The organism is Polaromonas sp. YR568 (assembly GCF_943369675.1).
In the GTDB taxonomy this organism is placed as follows: domain Bacteria; phylum Pseudomonadota; class Gammaproteobacteria; order Burkholderiales; family Burkholderiaceae_C; genus Polaromonas.
Window position 1 is genome coordinate 128,546 of the sequence record NZ_CALROB020000006.1, and the last position, 18,704, is coordinate 147,249.

The 18,704-nt window shown below is 65.3% G+C and carries 18 protein-coding genes; 15 read left to right on the top strand and 3 right to left on the bottom strand.

The features are described from left to right. Positions 1–5: 5 nt before the first annotated feature. The 14 genes from hisS to ACLV8F_RS04980 all read left to right on the top strand — a co-directional run bounded on the left by hisS (position 6) and on the right by ACLV8F_RS04980 (position 13,795). Positions 6–1,355, top strand: coding sequence for a histidine--tRNA ligase (hisS, locus tag ACLV8F_RS04915; RefSeq protein ID WP_411883127.1), 1,350 nt, complete (start codon positions 6–8; stop codon positions 1,353–1,355). Between the two features lie 97 nt (positions 1,356–1,452). Beyond that, entirely contained in the window at positions 1,453–2,148 is a 696-nt protein-coding gene (locus tag ACLV8F_RS04920) for a YfgM family protein (protein WP_411883128.1), read from the top strand. After that, positions 2,145–3,299 (top strand): outer membrane protein assembly factor BamB, encoded by a 1,155-nt coding sequence (gene bamB / locus ACLV8F_RS04925; protein WP_411883129.1) that lies wholly within the window; start codon positions 2,145–2,147, stop codon positions 3,297–3,299. The genes ACLV8F_RS04920 and bamB overlap by 4 nt, the downstream gene beginning before the upstream one ends. A 30-nt stretch (positions 3,300–3,329) precedes the next feature. Beyond that, complete coding sequence (gene der / locus ACLV8F_RS04930) at positions 3,330–4,673, top strand: ribosome biogenesis GTPase Der (RefSeq protein WP_411883130.1); 1,344 nt, start codon at positions 3,330–3,332, stop codon at positions 4,671–4,673. Positions 4,674–4,724: 51 nt separating this feature from the next. Further along, on the top strand, positions 4,725–4,994 hold the full coding sequence (gene hfq / locus ACLV8F_RS04935) for an RNA chaperone Hfq (protein ID WP_411883131.1): 270 nt from the start codon (positions 4,725–4,727) through the stop codon (positions 4,992–4,994). Further along, the gene (gene hflX, locus ACLV8F_RS04940; protein WP_411883165.1) at positions 4,991–6,172 is read left to right on the top strand and encodes a GTPase HflX; all 1,182 of its coding nucleotides are present in this window, start codon (positions 4,991–4,993) and stop codon (positions 6,170–6,172) included. The genes hfq and hflX overlap by 4 nt, the downstream gene beginning before the upstream one ends. A gap of 57 nt (positions 6,173–6,229) precedes the next feature. Next, positions 6,230–7,657, top strand: a complete 1,428-nt coding sequence (gene hflK, locus ACLV8F_RS04945; RefSeq protein WP_411883132.1) for an FtsH protease activity modulator HflK — start codon at positions 6,230–6,232, stop codon at positions 7,655–7,657. Between the two features lie 11 nt (positions 7,658–7,668). Continuing rightward, positions 7,669–8,574, top strand: coding sequence for a protease modulator HflC (gene hflC, locus ACLV8F_RS04950; RefSeq protein WP_411883133.1), 906 nt, complete (start codon positions 7,669–7,671; stop codon positions 8,572–8,574). 6 nt (positions 8,575–8,580) lie between these two features. Beyond that, a complete protein-coding gene (locus ACLV8F_RS04955; protein ID WP_411883134.1) occupies positions 8,581–8,769 on the top strand; it encodes a DUF2065 domain-containing protein in 189 nt (62 codons plus the stop codon). Positions 8,770–8,910: 141 nt separating this feature from the next. After that, entirely contained in the window at positions 8,911–10,101 is a 1,191-nt protein-coding gene (locus tag ACLV8F_RS04960) for an ATP phosphoribosyltransferase regulatory subunit (protein WP_411883135.1), read from the top strand. A gap of 56 nt (positions 10,102–10,157) precedes the next feature. Continuing rightward, on the top strand, positions 10,158–11,501 hold the full coding sequence (locus tag ACLV8F_RS04965) for an adenylosuccinate synthase (RefSeq protein ID WP_411883136.1): 1,344 nt from the start codon (positions 10,158–10,160) through the stop codon (positions 11,499–11,501). Between the two features lie 60 nt (positions 11,502–11,561). Next, positions 11,562–12,086 (top strand): phosphoribosyltransferase, encoded by a 525-nt coding sequence (locus tag ACLV8F_RS04970; protein ID WP_411877599.1) that lies wholly within the window; start codon positions 11,562–11,564, stop codon positions 12,084–12,086. Positions 12,087–12,339: 253 nt separating this feature from the next. Then, positions 12,340–13,518 (top strand): PLP-dependent transferase, encoded by a 1,179-nt coding sequence (locus tag ACLV8F_RS04975; protein WP_411883137.1) that lies wholly within the window; start codon positions 12,340–12,342, stop codon positions 13,516–13,518. 91 nt (positions 13,519–13,609) lie between these two features. Further along, positions 13,610–13,795: a hypothetical protein gene (locus ACLV8F_RS04980; protein WP_411883138.1), complete on the top strand. Its 186-nt coding sequence runs from the start codon at positions 13,610–13,612 to the stop codon at positions 13,793–13,795. 64 nt (positions 13,796–13,859) lie between these two features. Here the strand turns inward: ACLV8F_RS04980 and mnmH are convergent, their stop codons facing one another. Together mnmH and ACLV8F_RS04990 are read right to left on the bottom strand one after the other, a co-directional pair. After that, on the bottom strand, positions 13,860–14,927 hold the full coding sequence (mnmH, locus tag ACLV8F_RS04985) for a tRNA 2-selenouridine(34) synthase MnmH (protein WP_411883139.1): 1,068 nt from the start codon (positions 14,925–14,927) through the stop codon (positions 13,860–13,862). Next, on the bottom strand, positions 14,924–15,544 hold the full coding sequence (locus ACLV8F_RS04990) for an arylesterase (protein WP_411883166.1): 621 nt from the start codon (positions 15,542–15,544) through the stop codon (positions 14,924–14,926). The genes mnmH and ACLV8F_RS04990 overlap by 4 nt, the downstream gene beginning before the upstream one ends. A gap of 91 nt (positions 15,545–15,635) precedes the next feature. Here ACLV8F_RS04990 and ACLV8F_RS04995 point away from each other — a divergent pair, with 91 nt between their 5' ends. Then, positions 15,636–16,394 carry an ABC transporter ATP-binding protein gene (locus ACLV8F_RS04995; RefSeq protein WP_411883140.1) on the top strand — a complete coding sequence of 253 codons (759 nt, stop codon included), beginning with the start codon at positions 15,636–15,638 and terminating at the stop codon, positions 16,392–16,394. A 25-nt stretch (positions 16,395–16,419) separates the two neighbouring features. Here the strand turns inward: ACLV8F_RS04995 and ACLV8F_RS05000 are convergent, their stop codons facing one another. After that, a complete protein-coding gene (locus tag ACLV8F_RS05000; protein WP_411883141.1) occupies positions 16,420–18,690 on the bottom strand; it encodes a protein kinase domain-containing protein in 2,271 nt (756 codons plus the stop codon). Positions 18,691–18,704 lie beyond the last annotated feature (14 nt).

The window sequence follows — 18,704 nt, forward strand, 5'->3', positions numbered from 1 at the left end:
TACCCATGGTTGAAAAAACGACTGCCGCCGCGGCGGAGAAGCCTGCTTTGGCGAAGACGGAAAAACTCGTCGCCGTCAAAGGCATGAACGACATCCTGCCGCCCGAATCGGCGCGCTGGGAGTGGTTCGAGGCCAAGGTGCGCGCGCTGATGGCGCGTTACGCCTACGCCAACGTGCGCACGCCCATCGTCGAGCCGACGGCGCTCTTCGTGCGCGGCCTCGGCGAGGTCACCGACATCGTCGAGAAGGAGATGTACTCCTTTGTCGATTCGATGAACGGCGACAAGCTCACACTGCGCCCCGAGGCCACCGCCGGCATCGTGCGCGCGATGGTCGAGCACAACGCGCTGTACAACGGGCCGATGCGGGTCTGGTCAGCGGTGACGCTGTTTCGCCATGAGCGGCCGCAAAAGGGCCGTTACCGCCAGTTCCACCAGATCGACGTCGAGGCGCTGGGCTTTGCCGGGCCCGACGTGGATGCCGAGCAGATCCTGATGTGCCGGGCGCTGCTGCGCGATCTGGGCATTCCGATGGAGCACGTGCGGCTCGAACTGAACAGCCTGGGCCAGCCGGCTGAGCGCCTGGCGCACCGCGCCGCGCTGGTCGCGCACTTCGAGGCGCATGCCGACATGCTGGACGAAGACGCCAGGCGCCGGCTGCACAGCAACCCGCTGCGCATCCTCGACACGAAAAACCCCGCCATGCAGGCCATGGTCGAAGCGGCGCCGCAGCTGATGGATTTCCTCGGCGAAGCCTCGCTTTCCCATCTGAACGCGGTGCGCGCGGTGCTCGACGCGGCAGGCGTGGCCTACCGCATCAACCCGCGCCTGGTGCGCGGCATGGACTACTACAACCTCACCGTCTTCGAGTGGATCACCGACAAGCTCGGCTCCCAGGGCACGGTCTGCGGCGGCGGACGCTACGACGGCCTGTTCGAGCAACTGGGCGGCAAGCCCACACCGGCGGTCGGCTGGGGCATGGGCGTGGAACGCATGCTGCTGCTGCTTGAGGCGGTCGGCGCGCTGCCGCCCGAGAACGCCCCCGACGCCTACGCCATCCTGCCGTCGGCGGACGCGGTACCCGCCGCGATGGCCGCCTGCGAGGCCTTGCGCGCCGCCGGCATCAAGGTGCAGATGCACGCCGGCACGGGGGAGGGCATGGGCAGCATGAAGTCCCAGTTCAAGAAGGCCGACGGCAGCGGCGCGCGCTATGCGCTGATTTTTGGCGCGGATGAACTCGCCCAGGGCTGTGTCGCGGTCAAACACCTGCGCGGCGAAAAAGACCAGGCCTTGCAGGCCCAGGCGCTCCAGCCACTGGCCGATGCCGCGGCCTGGGCGCACACCCTGCGCGGCTGAGCCGCCGGGCCGGGCACCCGGCGGGGCACCTGTCGCTGGCCTCTACAATCACCCCAACTCAATCCGCGCCGTCACCGGGCAGAACAAGAAGACTTTTATGGCAAAACACCTCGATTTGGAACAGCAGGAACAGCTTGACGAACTCAAGCACTTCTGGAAACAGTACGGTGACCTCATCACCTGGACGTTGATCATCGTCCTGGGCGCCTTCGCGGCCTGGAACGGCTACCACTACTGGCAGCGCAGCCAGGCGGCACAGGCCTCGGTCATGTACGACGAAGTCGAACGCTCCGTGCAGTCGGGCGACGTTGCCAAAATCGACCGTTCGCTGGCGGACATGAAAGAGCGTTTTGGCGGCACCACCTATGCCCAGCAAGCCGGCTTGCTGGCCGCGCGTGCCTACTACGACAAGGGCAACGTCGACGCGTCTCGCGCCGCCTTGACCTGGGTCGCCGAAAAATCCTCCGACGAAAGCTACCAGGCCATCGCCCGCCTGCGCCTTGCCGGGCTGCTGCTCGAAAAGAAGGCCTATGACGAAGCGCTCCAGCAGGCTTCAGGCACTTTCCCCAAGGCGTTCACAGCACTCGCCGCCGACCGCCGCGGCGACATTTTTGTCGCGCAAGGCAAAAAGGCCGAGGCTAAAGTGGAATATGAAAAAGCCTACAAGGAACTTGACGAGCGCGCCGAGTACCGCCGCCTCGTCGAGGTCAAGCTCAACGCACTGGGCGTCGACCCGGCCGCGAAAGCCAAGCCATCCGCAACCGCAGCATCGACTCCCGAGGTGAAGAAATGATCCCATCGTCTTTCCGGCCGCTGGCCCAGGCAGTGCGCATTCCGGCCGCCATTGCTTTGTTCGCAGTTTTGGGCGGATGTTCCTTTTTCGGCGGTGGTCCCACCAAGCCCCAGCCGGCTGAACTCCAGCCCGTGACGGCCCTGGTGTCCGCCCGCCAGGTATGGACCACGCGCGTCGGCCAGGTGAACTTTCCGCTCGAAACCGGAGTCTCGGGCAGCACTGTTGCGGTCGCCAGCGGCGACGGCGCCGTGGCCCTGCTGGACGCCCAGACCGGGCGCGACGTCTGGCGCCTTGCGCTCAATACGCCCCTGGCGGCGGGCGCCGGCAATGACGGAAAAGTCGTGGCCGTGGTGACCAAGGCCAATGAAGTCGTCGCCTTGCAGGACGGCCGCGAACTGTGGCGCCAGAAGCTGGGCGCCCAGGCCTTCACCGCGCCTTTCGTGGCCGGCTCGCGGGTGTTCGTGCTCGCGGCGGACCGTTCGGTCAATGCCTTTGACGGCCAGACGGGCCGCAAACTGTGGGCGCAGCAGCGCCCCAACGAGCCCCTCATCCTTCGCCAGTCCGGCGTGATGCTGGCCGTGGGCGATACGCTGGTGGTGGGCCTGGCCGGCCGCCTGGCGGGCCTGAACCCTGCGAACGGCAGCATCCGTTGGGAGTCCCCGATTGCCACGCCGCGCGGCATCAACGATGTGGAGCGCCTGGTCGACCTGGTCGGCCGCGTCAGCCGCCAGGGTGATGTGGTGTGCGCGCGGGCCTTCCAGGCCAGCGTCGGCTGCGTCAACGCCGCGCGCGGCAACCTGCTCTGGACCAAGGCCGCCAACGGCATGCAGGGCGTGGACGGCGACGACCGCTTTGTGTTCGGCACTGAAGCCGACGGCAACGTCATCGCCTGGCGCCGCGCCGACGGCGAGCGCGCCTGGACCACCGAGCGCTTGCGCTACCGCAGCCTGACCGCACCGGTGGTGGTGGGGCGCTCCATTGCTGTCGGCGACTTTGCGGGCTACATCCACCTGCTGTCGCGGGAAGACGGCTCCCTGCTCAACCGCCTGCCCACCGACGGCTCGGCCATTGCCGCCACGCCGGTGCTGGTCGGCAATACGCTGGTCGCCGTGACCCACAACGGCGGCGTCTACGGCTTCCAGCCCCAATAAAGGGCTACAAGCCCCGCCAGAAACTGATTGATGAAACCTGTCATTGCGCTAGTCGGCCGCCCCAACGTGGGCAAGTCGACGCTCTTCAACCGGCTGACCAAGACGCGGGATGCGATCGTGGCCGATTTTGCCGGCCTGACGCGCGATCGTCATTACGGTAACGGGAAACTGGGTCCCCACGAGTACATCGTGATCGACACTGGCGGCTTTGAACCCGATGCGGCCTCCGGCATCTACAAGGAAATGGCCAAGCAGACCCGGCAGGCGGTCGCCGAAGCCGACGTGGTGGTTTTTGTGGTCGACGCCCGCGCCGGCATCAACGCCCAGGACCACGACATCGCCAAATACCTGCGCAAGCTGGGCAAGCCCACGGTGCTGACGGCCAACAAGGCCGAAGGCATGACAGAGGGTATACAGCTGTCCGAGTTCTTCGAACTGGGCCTGGGCGAGATGCTGGCGGTGTCCGCCTCGCACGGCCAGGGCATGCGCACGCTGGTCGACATGGCGCTGGCGCCGCTCAACCTGCCGGATCCGGAAGAGGAGCCCGAGCCGCAGGATCCCTCCGTCATACGCCTGGCTGTGGCCGGGCGCCCCAATGTGGGGAAATCCACGCTGATCAACACCTGGCTGGGCGAAGAGCGCCTGGTGGCCTTCGACCTGCCGGGTACGACCCGGGACACCATTTCGGTGCCTTTCGAGCGGGCGGGGCAGAAGTTTGAACTCATAGACACGGCCGGCCTGCGCCGCAAAGGCAAGGTTTTTGAGGCCATCGAGAAGTTTTCCGTCGTCAAGACGCTGCAGGCCATCGAGAACGCCAACGTGGTGCTCCTGCTGCTCGACGCGACCCAGGGCGTGACCGACCAGGATGCCCACATCGCCGGCTACATCCTCGAAAGCGGCCGCTCGGTGGTCGTGGCCATCAACAAGTCGGACGCGATCGACTCCTACCAGCGCGAGCTGCTGGAGCGCTCCATCGAGACCCGCCTTGGCTTCCTGAAGTTCGCCGCCATCCATTCGATTTCGGCCATCAAACGCCAGGGCCTGGGTCCGGTCTGGAAGTCCATCGTGCAGGCCCATGCCTCTGCCAACCGCAAGATGTCCACGCCGGTCCTGACCCGGCTGCTGCTCGAGGCGGTGCAATTCCAGCAGCCCCAGCGCTCGGGCGTGTTCCGCCCCAAGCTGCGCTATGCGCACCAAGGGGGCATGAACCCGCCCATCATCATCATCCACGGCAATTCGCTCGAGCACGTCACCGATGCCTACAAGCGCTACCTCGAAGGGCGCTTCCGCAAGGAGTTCGACCTGGTCGGCACGCCTTTGCGCATCCAGATGAAAAGCTCGCACAACCCCTTTAAAGACAAGGAATCGGCCTAGGACTACATGACCCGGCCGACGCGCTGTGGTAAGGTCAAGTTCTATTAACTTTTGAACACGGAAAATATCGTGAGCAATAACAAAGGCCAGCTCTTGCAGGATCCATTTCTCAACACCTTGCGTCGCGAGCATGTTCCTGTTTCCATCTATCTCGTCAACGGGATCAAATTGCAGGGCCAGATCGAATCTTTCGATCAATATGTGGTTCTGCTTCGCAACACTGTGACCCAGATGGTCTACAAGCATGCGATTTCCACCATCGTTCCTGGCCGCGCGGTAAATTTCGCGACCAACGAGTCTGAAGAAAGCCCCGCCAGCTGAGTTCGTTCGATGCTCCGGTGAACCCGAAACCCCTCGTACTTCTTGTCGGGGTGGATCTCGGGCTCCCGAACTTTGATGCCGATCTGCAGGAACTGGGTTTGCTCGCGCAAACAGCGGGCCTGCAGCCGGTTGCGCGCGTCACCTGCAGGCGCAAGGCGCCCGACGCGGCGCTGTTCATCGGCAGCGGCAAGGCTGACGAAATCAAGCTGATGGCGCTGGACACAGGTGCCACCGAAATTCTCTTCGACCAGTCCCTGAGCCCGGCGCAGCAGCGCAACCTCGAGCGCCACCTCGACATGCCGGTCAACGACCGGACCTTGCTGATCCTCGAAATCTTCGCCCAGCGCGCGCGCAGCCATGAGGGCAAGCTGCAGGTCGAGCTGGCCAGGCTGCAATACACGTCCACGCGCCTCGTGCGCCGCTGGTCCCACCTGGAGCGGCAGACCGGCGGGGCCGGCGTGCGCGGCGGCCCGGGTGAAAAGCAGATCGAACTCGACAAGCGCATGATCGGCGACGCCATCAAACGCACCAAGGAGCGACTGGCCAAGGTCAAGAAGCAGCGGCAAACCCAGCGCAAACAGCGCGAGCGCCGCAACTCCTTCACGATTTCACTCGTGGGTTACACCAACGCCGGGAAATCCACGCTGTTCAATTCTCTGGTCAAGGCGCGCGCCTATGCGGCCGACCAGCTGTTCGCCACGCTGGACACCACCACGCGCCAGCTCTACCTGGGCGACTCCGCGCGCTCGGTCTCGCTGTCGGACACCGTGGGCTTCATCCGCGACCTGCCGCACGGCCTGATCGACGCTTTCGCCGCGACCCTGCAAGAGGCGGCCGATGCCGACCTGCTGCTGCACGTGGTGGACGGCGCCAACCCCGACTACCTTGAACAGATCGAGCAGGTCCAGCGCGTGCTGTCCGAGATAGGCGCGGCCGACGTGCCGCAAATACTCGTGTTCAACAAGCTGGACGCTATTGAAAAGGACAGCTTGCCCCTGCACCTGCAGGACATGTTCGAACTCAGGGACGCGTTTGAGGGCTCCAGCCGCAGCGTTGAACGGGTGTTCGTGAGCGCCCAGACAGGCGAGGGCCTGCCGCTTCTGCGGGCCTTGCTGGCCAGCTATGCGGCCAGTACGCCGACCGAGGAATTCCCCCAAACTGCCGAGGACCTTGCCTGATATGGCGGTTTCGTTAGGCACAATGTCGGTGTAATGAAAAAAAGTGAGTTTGATCCCATGAATCTGAACCCCGTGCTGCAGACCTTGACGACCTTGCCGGGCCGGCTCAAGCAACGCGCCCAAGGCATGTTCAACCTCAATGATCCGCGCTGGGGCCGGGACGACGACAAACCGTCCTCCGACGACTCCAAGCCCGAGGCCCCCCGTGAGGACAAGCAGCCGCAACGGCCCGTCAATCGTCCGCAAGGGCAGGGCCCCAATCAGGGACCGCCCGACCTCGACGAACTCTGGCGCGACTTCAACCGCAAGCTGGGCGGCCTTTTCGGCGGCAACAAAAACAACCCGAATCGCGGCGGCTTCGGCCGCGGCAATGGCGGCGGCAACAACGGCGGCAGCGGCGGCGGTTTCCAGCCCGACATGAAAAGCGCCGGTATCGGCGTCGGCCTGATTGCCAGCGTCGCCGTGCTGATCTGGCTCGGAACCGGCTTTTTCATCGTCCAGGAAGGCCAGCAGGCCGTCATCACCCAGTTCGGCAAATACCACTCCACCGTGGGTGCCGGCTTCAACTGGCGCCTGCCTTATCCCGTCCAGCGCCATGAGATCGTCGTGGTCACGCAAATCCGCTCGGTGGACGTCGGCCGCGACGTCATCATCAAGGCCACCGGCCTGCGCGACTCCGCCATGCTGACCGAGGACGAGAACATCGTCGAAATCAAATTCGCCGTGCAGTACCGCCTCAACGATGCGCGCGCCTACCTGTTTGAAAGCAAGGACCCGTCCGCCGCGGTCGTCCAGGCCGCCGAAACCGCCGTGCGCGAAGTCGTCGGCAAGATGAAGATGGATTTGGCCCTCGCCGACGAGCGCGACCAGATCGGCCCCCGTGTGCGCGCCCTGATGCAGACCATCCTGGACCGCTACAAGGTCGGCGTGGAAGTCGTCGGCATCAACCTGCAGCAAAGCGGCGTGCGCCCGCCCGAACAGGTCCAGGCGGCGTTTGACGACGTGCTCAAGGCCGGCCAGGAGCGCGAGCGCGCCAAGAACGAAGCCCAGGCTTACGCCAACAACGTGATTCCGCGCGCCGTCGGTTCCGCCTCGCGGCTAAAGGAAGAGTCCGAAGCCTACAAGGCCAAGATCGTGGCGCAGGCCCAGGGTGATGCGCAGCGCTTCCGCTCGGTGCTGGCCGAATACCAGAAGGCGCCCCAGGTCACGCGCGACCGCATGTACACCGACACCATGCAGCAGGTCTACACCAACGTCACCAAGGTGCTGGTCGATTCCCGCCAGGGCAACAACCTGCTGTACCTGCCGCTCGACAAGATCATGCAGATGAGCGCGCAGGGCGATGCCGCGGTGAACGGGGAAACCCCGTTGGTCCCCGGTTCGGCCTCTTCGTCCTCCGTGCCTGCCGCCCCCATTTCCAGCCTGCCACCCCTCGATGCCCGTTCGCGCGACTCCGCCCGTTCGCGCGAACGTGAAACACGCTAAGGAAGACGATCGTGAATAGAGTTGGATTTATTGTTTCCTCGCTGCTCGTCCTGCTGGCGCTGCTCAGTTCCACGCTGTTCGTGGTCGACCAACGCCAGTTCGGCGTGGTCTATGCCCTGGGGCAGATCAAGGACGTGGTCACCGAGCCCGGCCTGCATTTCAAGATGCCGCCGCCTTTCCAGAACGTCTCGTACATCGACAAGCGCCTGCTGGTGCTCGACAGCGTCGACGCCGAGCCCATGCTGACGGCTGAAAAGCAGCGCGTCGTCATCGACTGGTACGTGCGCTGGCGCATCACCCAGCCCACCGAATACATCCGCAATGTCGGCCTGGACGAAAAAGCCGGCGCCAACCAGCTCAGCCGCGTGGTCCGCAATGCCTTCCAGGAAGAGATCAACAAGCGCACCGTCAAGGATTTGCTGTCGCTCAAGCGCGAAGCGCTGATGGCCGACGTCAAGCGCGAGGTGCTGCAGGCCGTGCAGGGCGCCCAGCCCTGGGGGGTGGACGTGGTCGACGTGCGCATCACGCGCGTGGACTATGTGGAAGCCATCACCGATTCCGTCTACAAGCGCATGGTGGCCGAGCGCCAGCGTGTGGCCAATGAACTGCGCTCCACCGGCGCAGCCGAAGGCGAAAAAATCCGCGCCGACGCCGACCGCCAGCGCGAAGTGACCATCGCCAACGCCTACCGCGACGCGCAGAAGGTCAAAGGCGAGGGCGATGCCGAGGCTGCGCGCGCCTATGCCGAATCCTTCGGCCGGGATCCGCAGTTCGCCCAGTTTTACCGCAGCCTGGACGCCTACAAAGCCGCCTTCAGCAAGAAAAGCGACGTGATGGTGCTCGACCCATCGTCCGATTTCTTCAAGGCCATGCGCAGCCCGGGCTCCGGCAGCGGCGCCGCACCCGCCAAAAAATAAGCCGTCGTGGACGGCAACACCTTCTGGCTGGCACTGGCCCTGATGCTGGTCATCGAGGGCTTGTTGCCCTTCATCTCCCCCGGCGGCTGGCGCCGCATGTTCGAGCAAATTCTCACCCTGGGCAACGGCCAGATCCGCTTCTTCGGTTTGTGCAGCATCGCGGCGGGCGTGGTCCTGCTGCTGTGGCTGAGCTGAATTTCGCTTCTCATTCATCACACCGGCAAGCCGCAGCAGGCGGCAGTATTTCCGCCTGAGTGGCTAATCCGGCCTTACGCAGGCCGAAAACAGGCTTCAAGCCCGGTAAAATGCTGTTTTTAACAGCCCACGAAAATTACAATGCCCGCCTGGTCGTCATCATGGCAATTGCCCGATCAAATTGCCGATGTCCTGCCCTCCGAGGCGCGCCACATCGAAGAGCTGCGCCGCCTGTTTCTGGACACCGCCCGCAGCTATGGCTATGAACTCGTCATGCCGCCGCTGCTCGAGCATCTCGAGTCGCTGCTGACCGGCACCGGCGAAGCGCTGGATTTACAGACTTTCAAGCTGGTCGACCAGCTTTCCGGCCGCACCCTCGGCTTGCGCGCCGACACCACCCCCCAGGTCGCCCGCATTGACGCCCATTTGCTCAACCGCAGCGGCGTGGCCCGCCTGTGCTACTGCGGCCCGGTGCTGCACACCCGCACCGACCGCCCCCACGCAACCCGCGAGCCGCTGCAGTTCGGCGCCGAGATCTACGGCCATGCCGGGCTGGAAGCCGACCTCGAAGCCCAGCAACTGGCGCTGGAAGGCCTCAAGGCGGCCGGCGTCACGGCATTGAGCGTCGACATGGCCGACGTGCGCATCGTCAACAGCCTGCTGGCCGGCGCCACCGTCAACGCCAAAACCCTGGCGCTGATCCACACCGCGCTCGCGGCCAAGGACGCCAGCGAACTCGACAGCCTCACCGCCAGCCCCAACAGCGGCATCTCCGCCGAGGCACGTGAAGGCCTCAAGGCGCTGCTGCAGCTCTACGGCGACGAGAAGGTCCTGGCCGAAGCCGAAAAAGCCCTGCCTTCCTCGACCGGCCTGAAAGCCGCACTGCAAAACCTCAAATGGCTGGCCGCCCACACCCGGGGTGAAAAAGGCGAAGTCAAGGTCAGCTTCGACCTGGCCGACCTGCGCGGCTACGCCTATTACAGCGGCACCCGTTTTGCCATCTACGGGCAGGGCGCCGAGCTGGCGCGCGGCGGCCGTTATGACGAAGTCGGCGCCGTGTTCGGCCGCAACCGCCCGGCGGCAGGTTTCAGCCTGGACCTGAAAGAGCTCGTCAGCGTGCTGCCGCCCCGGCCCCTGAAGGCCGCCATCCGCGCGCCCTGGGGCGAAGACGCCGGCCTGCGCGCGGCCATCGCCCGCCTGCGCGCCGGCGGTGAGACCGTGGCTTGTGTGCTGCCCGGCCATGAACATGAAGTCAACGAATTCGATTGCGACCGCGAACTGGCCCACGCTGCCGGTCAATGGGTGGTCCAGCCCCTGAAGAAAGCCGCGTGAGGGCCCCGCGCCCCCCCGTCCGGCTTGATCCCAACAAACCTTAAAGAGAATTGAAGATGACAAACAAACAAACCGCAGACGCGGGCCGCAATGTCGTGGTCGTGGGCACCCAGTGGGGCGACGAAGGCAAGGGCAAGCTGGTCGACTGGCTCACCGAAATGTCGCAGGGTGTGGTGCGCTTCCAGGGCGGCCACAACGCCGGCCATACGCTGGTCATCAACGGCGTGAAGACGGCGCTGCACCTGATCCCCAGCGGCATCATGCGCCCGGGCGTGAAGTGCTACATCGGCAACGGCGTGGTGCTGTCGGCCGCCAAGCTGTTCGAGGAAATCGAAGGCCTGGAGAAAGCCGGCGTCGAGGTGCGTTCGCGCCTGCGCATCAGCGAAGCCTGCCCATTGATTTTGCCTTTCCACGCCGCGCTCGACATCGCGCGCGAAGCCTACCGCGAAAAGGGCGGTACCACCAAGATCGGCACCACAGGCCGCGGCATCGGCCCCGCCTATGAAGACAAGATTGCCCGCCGCGCGCTGCGCGTGCAGGACCTCAAATACCCCGACCGCTTCGCCGCCAAGCTGCGCGACCTGCTGGAACTTCACAACTTCGTGCTGACCGGCTACCTGCACGCCCCGGCCGTTGACTTCGACACCGTGTATGCCGAAGCCATGCGCCACGCCGAGCTGCTCAAGCCCATGATGGCCGACGTCTCGCGCGAACTCAACGACGCGCACCAGGGCGGCGCCAACCTGCTGTTTGAAGGCGCGCAGGGCACCTTGCTCGACGTCGACCACGGCACCTACCCTTATGTCACCTCCAGCAACTGCGTGGCCGGCAATGCCGCCGCCGGCGCCGGCGTGGGCCCGGGCATGCTGCACTACATCCTGGGCATCACCAAGGCCTATTGCACGCGTGTCGGCGGCGGGCCTTTCCCGACCGAACTCGACTGGGAAAAGCCCGGCACCGTGGGCTACCACCTCTCCACCGTGGGCGCCGAAAAAGGCGTGACCACCGGGCGCAGCCGCCGCTGCGGCTGGTTTGACGCCGCGCTGCTCAAGCGCTCGGCCCAGGTCAACGGGCTGTCGGGCCTGTGCATCACCAAGCTCGACGTGCTCGACGGCATCGATGAACTCAAGCTGTGCACCGGTTACGAACTCGACGGCCACATCACTGACATCCTGCCCATGGGCGCCGAGGAAATCGAACGCTGCAAGCCGATTTACGAAACCATGCCGGGCTGGAGCCAGAGCACGGTCGGCGTCACCGAATACGACAAGCTGCCCGCGGCCGCGCAGAAATACCTGCACCGCATCGAGGAAGTGACAGGTGTGCCCATCGCCATGATTTCGACCAGCCCGGACCGCGACCACACCATCCTGCTGCGCAATCCCTACGCCGCCGCCTGAGCGGTACCGGTCACATTTTTTTGCCCGCGAATTCCAGCGAATACATCAGGAGCGCCACCCATGTTGACAGAAGACGGCAAGCATCTCTACGTGAGCTATGACGAGTACCACAACCTGATTGAAAAACTGGCCATCAAGATCCACCAGTCCGGCTGGCAGTTCGACACCATCCTGTGCCTGGCCCGCGGCGGCATGCGCCCCGGCGACATCCTGTCGCGCATCTTCGACAAGCCGCTGGCCATCATGTCCACCAGTTCCTACCGCGCCGATGCCGGCATGACGCAGGGCAACCTCGACATTGCGCGCTTCATCACCACGCCCAAGGGCGAGATCGCCGGCAAAGTGCTGCTGGTCGACGACCTGGCCGATTCCGGCCACACGCTCAACGCCGTGATCCACCAGCTCAAAAACAACTACAAGCCCATCACCGAGCTGCGCAGCGCGGTGATCTGGACCAAGGGCGTTTCCACCTTCCAGCCGGATTACTCGGTTGAACTGTTGCCCACCAACCCGTGGATTCACCAGCCGTTTGAGGGCTATGACTCGCTGTCACCAGCGCAGCTCATGGCCAAATGGAAGATATAGGCCCCCACGCTTTTCACTGCGTGTAATGCGCGAGGCCTTGCAGGCCGCGGCTCGCGAGACGCTTCGCCTCTGTCGCCCGTCCAAGCCTGCGCAGGCAGGCTTGGAGCCGCGGGCTCCAGCCCCTCGGGGGCGCTGCGCCTGCGGTCTGGCAAAGCCAGTCCCGCGGCCCCTGCTGGAATGGGAGGGGCTGGGCAATGGCCTTTGTTTTACGCCGCGTGCTACGGTGCGCGAGGCTTGCCGTTAATATCTATGGATGAGTGAAACATCCACCACCCTGATCCACCATCCCTACAAGCCACCCGCCGGGTTTGACTCGATTCCGCCCGGGGTCTACAAGGCTTCCACCATTGCCTTTCCCACCGTCGCCGCACTGCGCAGCCGCGACTGGAAGCACAAGACCGGCTACACCTACGGCCTGCACGGCACGCCGACTACCTTCACGCTGGAAGAGCGCATCGCCACCCTCGAAGGCGGCACATACTGCACGCTGGTGCCCAGCGGCCTGGCGGCGGTGGTGCTCGTCGGCATGGCGCTGCTCAAGGCCGGCGATGAGCTGCTGATCCCCGACAACGCCTACGGGCCCAACAAGAGCTTCGCGCAGGGCGAGCTGGCCGCCTGGGGCATCACCCACCGCTTTTACGACGCGATGAACCCGGCCGACCTGGCCGCCAAGCTGAGCCCCAAAACCCGGCTGGTGTGGGTGGAAGCGCCTGGCTCCATCACGCTGGAGTTCCCCGACATGCCGGCGCTGGTCGCGGCCGTCAAGGCGCACAAGGATGCGCACCCCAACGGCATCGTGACCGCGCTCGACAACACCTGGGGCGCGGGCCTGGCCTTCAACGCCTTTGACCTGGGCCTCGACATCTCGGTGCAGGCCCTGACCAAATACCCCAGCGGCGGCGCCGACGTGCTCATGGGCTCCGTCGTCACGCGCGACGAGGCTTTGCACCACCTGGTCCACTTCTGCCACATGCGCATTGGTTTCGGCATCGCCGGCAACGATGCTGAACTGGTGCTGCGCGGCCTCAACAGCATGGCTTTGCGATATGCCGCCCAGGATGCGGCCACGCGCGAGCTGGCCGCCTGGCTGGCCGGCCGGCCCGAAATCGTCACCGTGCTGCACCCGGCCTTGCCCGGCTCGCCCGGCCATGAAGCCTGGAAGCGCGACTGCGCGGGTGCCGCCTGCCTGCTGAGCGCCATCTTCAAACCCGAATTCACCCCTGAGCGTGTGGACCGCTTTTGCGACAGCCTGCAGCTCTTCAAGATCGGGTACAGCTGGGCCGGCCCGATGAGTTTGTGCGCGCCCTATGACATCCCGTCGCTGCGCACCACACCCTGGCCTTACAAAGGGGGCCTGGTGCGCTTTTCAGTGGGCCTGGAGGCGGTCGCCGACCTGCAGGCGGACATCACGCAAGCCCTGGGAAAAGCCTGATTAAAACCCTGATTAAAACCCCGGGCAAAAGCCTGATAGGCCGTGACGGCAATGCAGTACAGTAAGGGTTACCTATTCACGAAAGCACGCAGTGGCAACTCCCAATTACTCTTACGAAAAGCGCCAGAAAGAGCTTGCGAAAAAACGCAAAAAAGAAGAAAAGCTCAAGCGCAAGGCCGAGGGCAAGCCGGATGATGCCGCCGACGACGGCACCGATGCGCCGGACGAGCCGGGCGATACCCCCGGCGGCGTGCCGCCCGCTGACCCGGCTCCCTGAACAAGCCCCAGCTCCAACACCGGCAAACCCGGCCCACCGTCAAGGTGGCGCCGGGTTTGTTGTTTCAGGGCAGGGCGTTTTCGGCCAGCAGGGCCCGGGCCAGCGCGGCCATGGCGCCGGCGCTGCGGTCGCGCGGAGAGAGCACACGGGCTGCCGCGAACTGCACAAAATTGCGCTGCATCGACTGCAGGTAGCCCGGGTCGTAGTGCTTGACCAGCAGCTCGCGGACCACCGAGGCCACGTCGCCGGCGCGGGCGCGCGCCTGCCAGTCCTGCACCACGGCCTTGCCGCGCGCCTCGGTCAGGGCGCCCAGGCGTTCGCAGAAAAATTCGGCGTCCTTCGCGAAGAAGGCATAGTCCTCCAGCAGCAGCGCCACCCGTTCGTCCTGGGGCAGTTCGATCTGCAGGCAGGGGGTGGCGCGCATGGCGGTGATCAGCCCTTCTGGCACCGCCACATTGCCGACTTTTTTACTTTCACTTTCAATGTAGACGGGCCTGGCCGGGTCGAAACCGCGCAGTGCCGACCAGATGCCGCTGTCAAAAGCCTTCTGGCTGGGTTGCTCCACGCCGGGAATCGCCCCCAGCACTGAGCTGCGGTGCCTGGCCAGCGCTTCCAGGTCCAGCACCTGCGCGCCTTCAGCCGCCAGCGCCTGCAGCAGCCGGGTCTTGCCCGAGCCCGTGGGGCCGCACACCACCTGGTAATGAAAGCGCGCGGCCAGCTGGGGCAGGTCGGCCACCAGCGCCGCCCGGAAGGCCTTGTAGCCGCCGTCCACCAGCGTGATCCTGAAGCCGATCTGGTTCAGCACCAGGGCCAGCGCGCCGCTGCGTTTGCCGCCGCGCCAGCAGTAAAGCAGCGGCTGCCACTCCCGGGGCTTGTCCAGCACGTCGCGCTGGATATGTTCGGCAATGTTTTTCGCCACCAGCGCCGCGCCGAGTTTTTTGGCCTCGAACTGGCTGATCTGCTTGTACTGGGTGCCGACGATTTTTCGTTCCTCGTCGTGCAGGCTGGGCCAGTTCAACGCGCCGGGCAGGTGGTCCTCGGCATATTCCCCCTCGCTGCGGGCGTCGATGATGTCGGAGTAACGGCCCAGGGTGGCCAGCGCCTCTTCGGCGGAAATGCGGTCCAGGCTCACTTGATCAGTTTCTTCAGTTCCGGCCACACATTGGCCAGCATGCGGGCCTGCGACTGTTCATTGGGGTGGATGCGATCGGCCTGGAAGTTGGCCACCGGGTCGGCGACGTCGGCGATGCCTTTGAGGAAGAAGGGCACCAGCGCGACTTTTTCCGCCTTGGCGATCTTGGCGAAGAGGCCCGAAAAAGTCGCGGCATAGGCGCCGCCGTAGTTGGGTGGCACCTGCATGCCGACCAGCAGCACCCGCGCGCCGGCTTTCTTGGCGGCCTGGGTCATGGCGCTGAGGTTTTGCTCCGTCATGTCCAGCGGCAGGCCGCGCAGGGCATCGTTGCCACCCAGCTCGATCACCACCACGGCTGGCTTGTGCTGCGCCAGCAGGGCCGGCAGGCGGGAACGCCCGCCCGAGGTGGTGTCGCCGCTGATGCTGGCGTTGACGACTTTGGCGGCCTTCTTTTCGCCGGCGAGCTGTTTTTCGAGCAGCGGCACCCAGCCCGTGCCGCGCTTGAGGCCGTATTCGGCGCTCAGGGAGTCACCGACGACCAGCACCGTCTCGCCTTGGGCCGCGGAAGCGGGTGTTTGCGCCCACGCGGCCGGGACGGTGCCCAGCAAAGCGGCCATGAGCAGCGCGGCCAAAGGTTTTACCAGTTGCTTTGCCGTTTGGACGGCAAGCTTGGTAAAGTCTGATTTCATATTTTTCGACAAGGCTGACATGTTTGAACCCGCAGTGAGTGGCGTGAATGAGGCTTCCAGGGCCTTCGCAGCAACCGGCGTTCCCGATGCGGCTGCAAAGTCCCAGACAGCTTCAATTATTTCCGTGGAGCATGTTTTCAAGTCGGTCACCGACTCCACCGGCACATTGGCCATTTTGCGCGATATTGACTTCTCGCTCGCCGCGCGCGAAACCGCCGCCATCGTGGGCGCCTCCGGCTCGGGCAAAAGCACCTTGCTGTCCATCATCGCCGGGCTCGATACACCCACCCAGGGCACGGTCAAGCTGGCCGGGCAGGACCTCTTTGCCCTCAGCGAAGACGACCGCGCGGCCCTGCGCGCGCAGAAGGTCGGGTTTGTGTTCCAGAGCTTCCAGCTCATGGGCAACCTGAGCGCGCTGGAAAACGTCATGCTGCCGCTGGAACTGTCGGGCGCCAAAAACGCCCGTTCGATGGCCACCGAGATGCTCAAGCGCGTCGGCCTGGGTGAGCGGCTGGGCCATTACCCCAAGGTGTTGTCGGGCGGCGAGCAGCAGCGTGTGGCGCTGGCGCGGGCCTTTGTGGTGCAGCCGGCGGTGCTGCTGGCCGACGAGCCCACCGGCAGCCTGGACTTCGCCACCGGCGAGACCGTCATGTCCCTGATGTTCGAACTCAACCGCGAACTCGGGACCACGCTGGTGCTGGTGACGCACGACCAGGCCATCGCGGCGCGCTGCGAGCGGCGCATCACCATCGATGCCGGCCGTGTCGTGTCGGCCTGACCTGCCTGAATACCCGGGCTGAAGGCTAGCGTCCCAGCTTTTGCGCGGCTGACAGGAATTTCGCCCGGTCACCGGGCTTGTCGATCAGTTGCGCCAGCGCCTGGGCCAGGGCGCTCAGGGTAGCCTGGCGCGCTGACTCCCTGCGCACCAGGGTTTTGGCGAGCGGGCCGATGTAAAGGCTCAGCAGGCGTTCCAGCTGCGCCTGCAATTCGGCGCTGAAATGCTGCACGTTCATGGAGGCCGAGGTCGATGACGGCCCCGAGAGGCTGGAGGGACGGCTCATGTCCTGGCGCGGGCGCGATACCGGCATGGAAATCAGCCGGCTGGGCGTGGTGTTGACACCGGTGCGCGGGCTGGATGCGCTGTGCGGCCCGGAATGCACGGGCGCGCTGGCGCCGGTGTTGCGCGGCTTCACAAAGGTTTCACGTGCCGTGGCGTCCGGGATGGAGACGGCCAGCAGGTCGCGCAGGCCCTGGGCGCTCACCGTGCGCGGCACTGCTTTCTTCACCAGCACCCGTGCCAGCGGCCCGATCAGCTTGGCCAGCTCGGCTTCAATCTCCTGCACCGTCTCGGGCGTCAGCGAGGCCAGCGCGGCGAACGAGGCCGTGTGCTCGAACTCCGGGTGGCGTGATGCCGCGGGCGCCGGCGCGGCGTTCGGGTCCAGCACCGCATAGATCTCGTGCGAGCGCAGGTGCTTGTCCATGTGCGGGCCGAGGTAGTCGAACAGGCCGGCGGCGCTGTCGGTGATGCGTGAGATCACGTCGTAGTAGGCGCGCGAGACCACCACCTGGTTGGGCCGGGCGAAGTCCATGATGCGCTGCGCCACGTTGATGCCGTCGCCCACCACGTTGACCCGGTTGTTGATGTCGAACACCATGCGGATGGGGCCCAGGTGCAGGCCCACGCGCAGCGACATCCGGCGGCCGTATTTCTGCACCAGCAGGTCGCGCAGCAGCAGGGCCGATTGCAGCGCTTCTTCCGGGTCGCCCAGGAAGCAGATCGCCGCGCCGTCGCCGGTGTCAATCATGATGCGCGACGATTCCTTCACACCGCCTATGGCCTTGGTGATCAGCTCGTTGAACAGCGACTTGACCACCACCTGCTGGTCCACGGAGTAGGTGGAATAGGACACCAGGTCCAGGAACATGATGGTACCCAGCACGTTCTTGCGCAGGTTCTCGGCATTGTTCAGCGGGATTGACTGCGAATTGGCGGCGTAGGCGAGCAGGGCGTCGTCAGGCGGCGCGGTGATGGTTTTGGGCTCGGCCGCCGGGGCAGGCGGTGGCGGCGGCGCAAGCGTGGTGGCGAGTGCCGAGGGCGCCAGCACGCTGGCCGCGCGTATGGTCTGCGTCTTCACGAAGTCCGAACTCAGCAGCGCCTGGCGCAGCGCTGCCACGTCCTGCGGCCGTTGGGTTTCATTGGGTGTCATCGCCCAGTCGATGGCGCGCAGCAGCGGCGCGCCGAAGACCACCGCGCTGGCGGTGTCGGCGGCCTTGGGCATGCTGTCCTCGCGCACGCGCGAGGCCGACTCCATGGGCTTGTGCCCCGTCGTCATCCAGTACATCACCGCGCCCAGCGAATAGACGTCCGTCCACGGCCCCTGGTGGCCCTTGCTGTGGTACTGCTCGAACGGCGCGAAACCCGGGCTCACGATGTTGGTCATGTCCTGGTTGCCGGTGACGCGGCGCGCCGCGCCGAAGTCCAGCAGCACCGGCGTGCCGTCGGCGCGGATGTAGATGTTGTCCGGCTTGATGTCGCGGTGCAGGAAGTTGACCTTGTGCACGGCCTCGAGGCCGTCCATCAGCGGGTAGATGATCTTCAGCAGGCCCTGCTGGTCCAGCGCGGGTTGCCTGGCCAGCCAGCGCTTGAGCGGGTCGCCCGACTCGTACTCCATCACGATGTAGGCCGTGCCGTTTTCCTTGAAGTAGCGCAGCACCCGCACGATGTTGGGGTGGCGAAACGAGGCCAGCGCCCGGGCTTCTTCGAGAAAACGCTCCAGGCCCCACCGGAACTGCGCCGCGTTGGCGCCCGAGCGCACGTGCACCGACAGGTCCGTCGCGCGCACCGCCAGGTCGCCCGGGAAGTATTCCTTGATGGCCACCGGCAGCTGCAGGTTGATGTCCTGGGCCAGGTAGGTGATGCCGAAGCCGCCGCCGCCCAGCATTTTGTCGATGCGGTACTCAAAGACCGTCTGCCCGGGCATCAACGCCGCCGCGTCGCCGTCGCCGACGACAGCCGGCGCGGCGCCGTCGGGGCGCACGGGCTGGGTCCGGGTCTTGTCTTCGGGGTCGGTCATGCGTGCGCGGTCTT

Bases quoted from the DNA above. Each gene is read 5' to 3' on its own strand.
- ACLV8F_RS04975 (WP_411883137.1), top strand. From the start codon at position 12,340: ATGAGTGAAACATCCACCACCCTGATCCACCATCCCTACAAGCCACCC.
- ACLV8F_RS05000 (WP_411883141.1), bottom strand. From the start codon at position 18,690: ATGACCGACCCCGAAGACAAGACCCGGACCCAGCCCGTGCGCCCCGAC.
- ACLV8F_RS04920 (WP_411883128.1), top strand. From the start codon at position 1,453: ATGGCAAAACACCTCGATTTGGAACAGCAGGAACAGCTTGACGAACTC.
- ACLV8F_RS04995 (WP_411883140.1), top strand. From the start codon at position 15,636: ATGTTTGAACCCGCAGTGAGTGGCGTGAATGAGGCTTCCAGGGCCTTC.
- ACLV8F_RS04990 (WP_411883166.1), bottom strand. From the start codon at position 15,544: ATGGCCGCTTTGCTGGGCACCGTCCCGGCCGCGTGGGCGCAAACACCC.
- ACLV8F_RS04970 (WP_411877599.1), top strand. From the start codon at position 11,562: ATGTTGACAGAAGACGGCAAGCATCTCTACGTGAGCTATGACGAGTAC.
- hisS (WP_411883127.1), top strand. From the start codon at position 6: ATGGTTGAAAAAACGACTGCCGCCGCGGCGGAGAAGCCTGCTTTGGCG.
- ACLV8F_RS04960 (WP_411883135.1), top strand. From the start codon at position 8,911: ATGCCCGCCTGGTCGTCATCATGGCAATTGCCCGATCAAATTGCCGAT.
- der (WP_411883130.1), top strand. From the start codon at position 3,330: ATGAAACCTGTCATTGCGCTAGTCGGCCGCCCCAACGTGGGCAAGTCG.
- bamB (WP_411883129.1), top strand. From the start codon at position 2,145: ATGATCCCATCGTCTTTCCGGCCGCTGGCCCAGGCAGTGCGCATTCCG.
- hflK (WP_411883132.1), top strand. From the start codon at position 6,230: ATGAATCTGAACCCCGTGCTGCAGACCTTGACGACCTTGCCGGGCCGG.
- ACLV8F_RS04965 (WP_411883136.1), top strand. From the start codon at position 10,158: ATGACAAACAAACAAACCGCAGACGCGGGCCGCAATGTCGTGGTCGTG.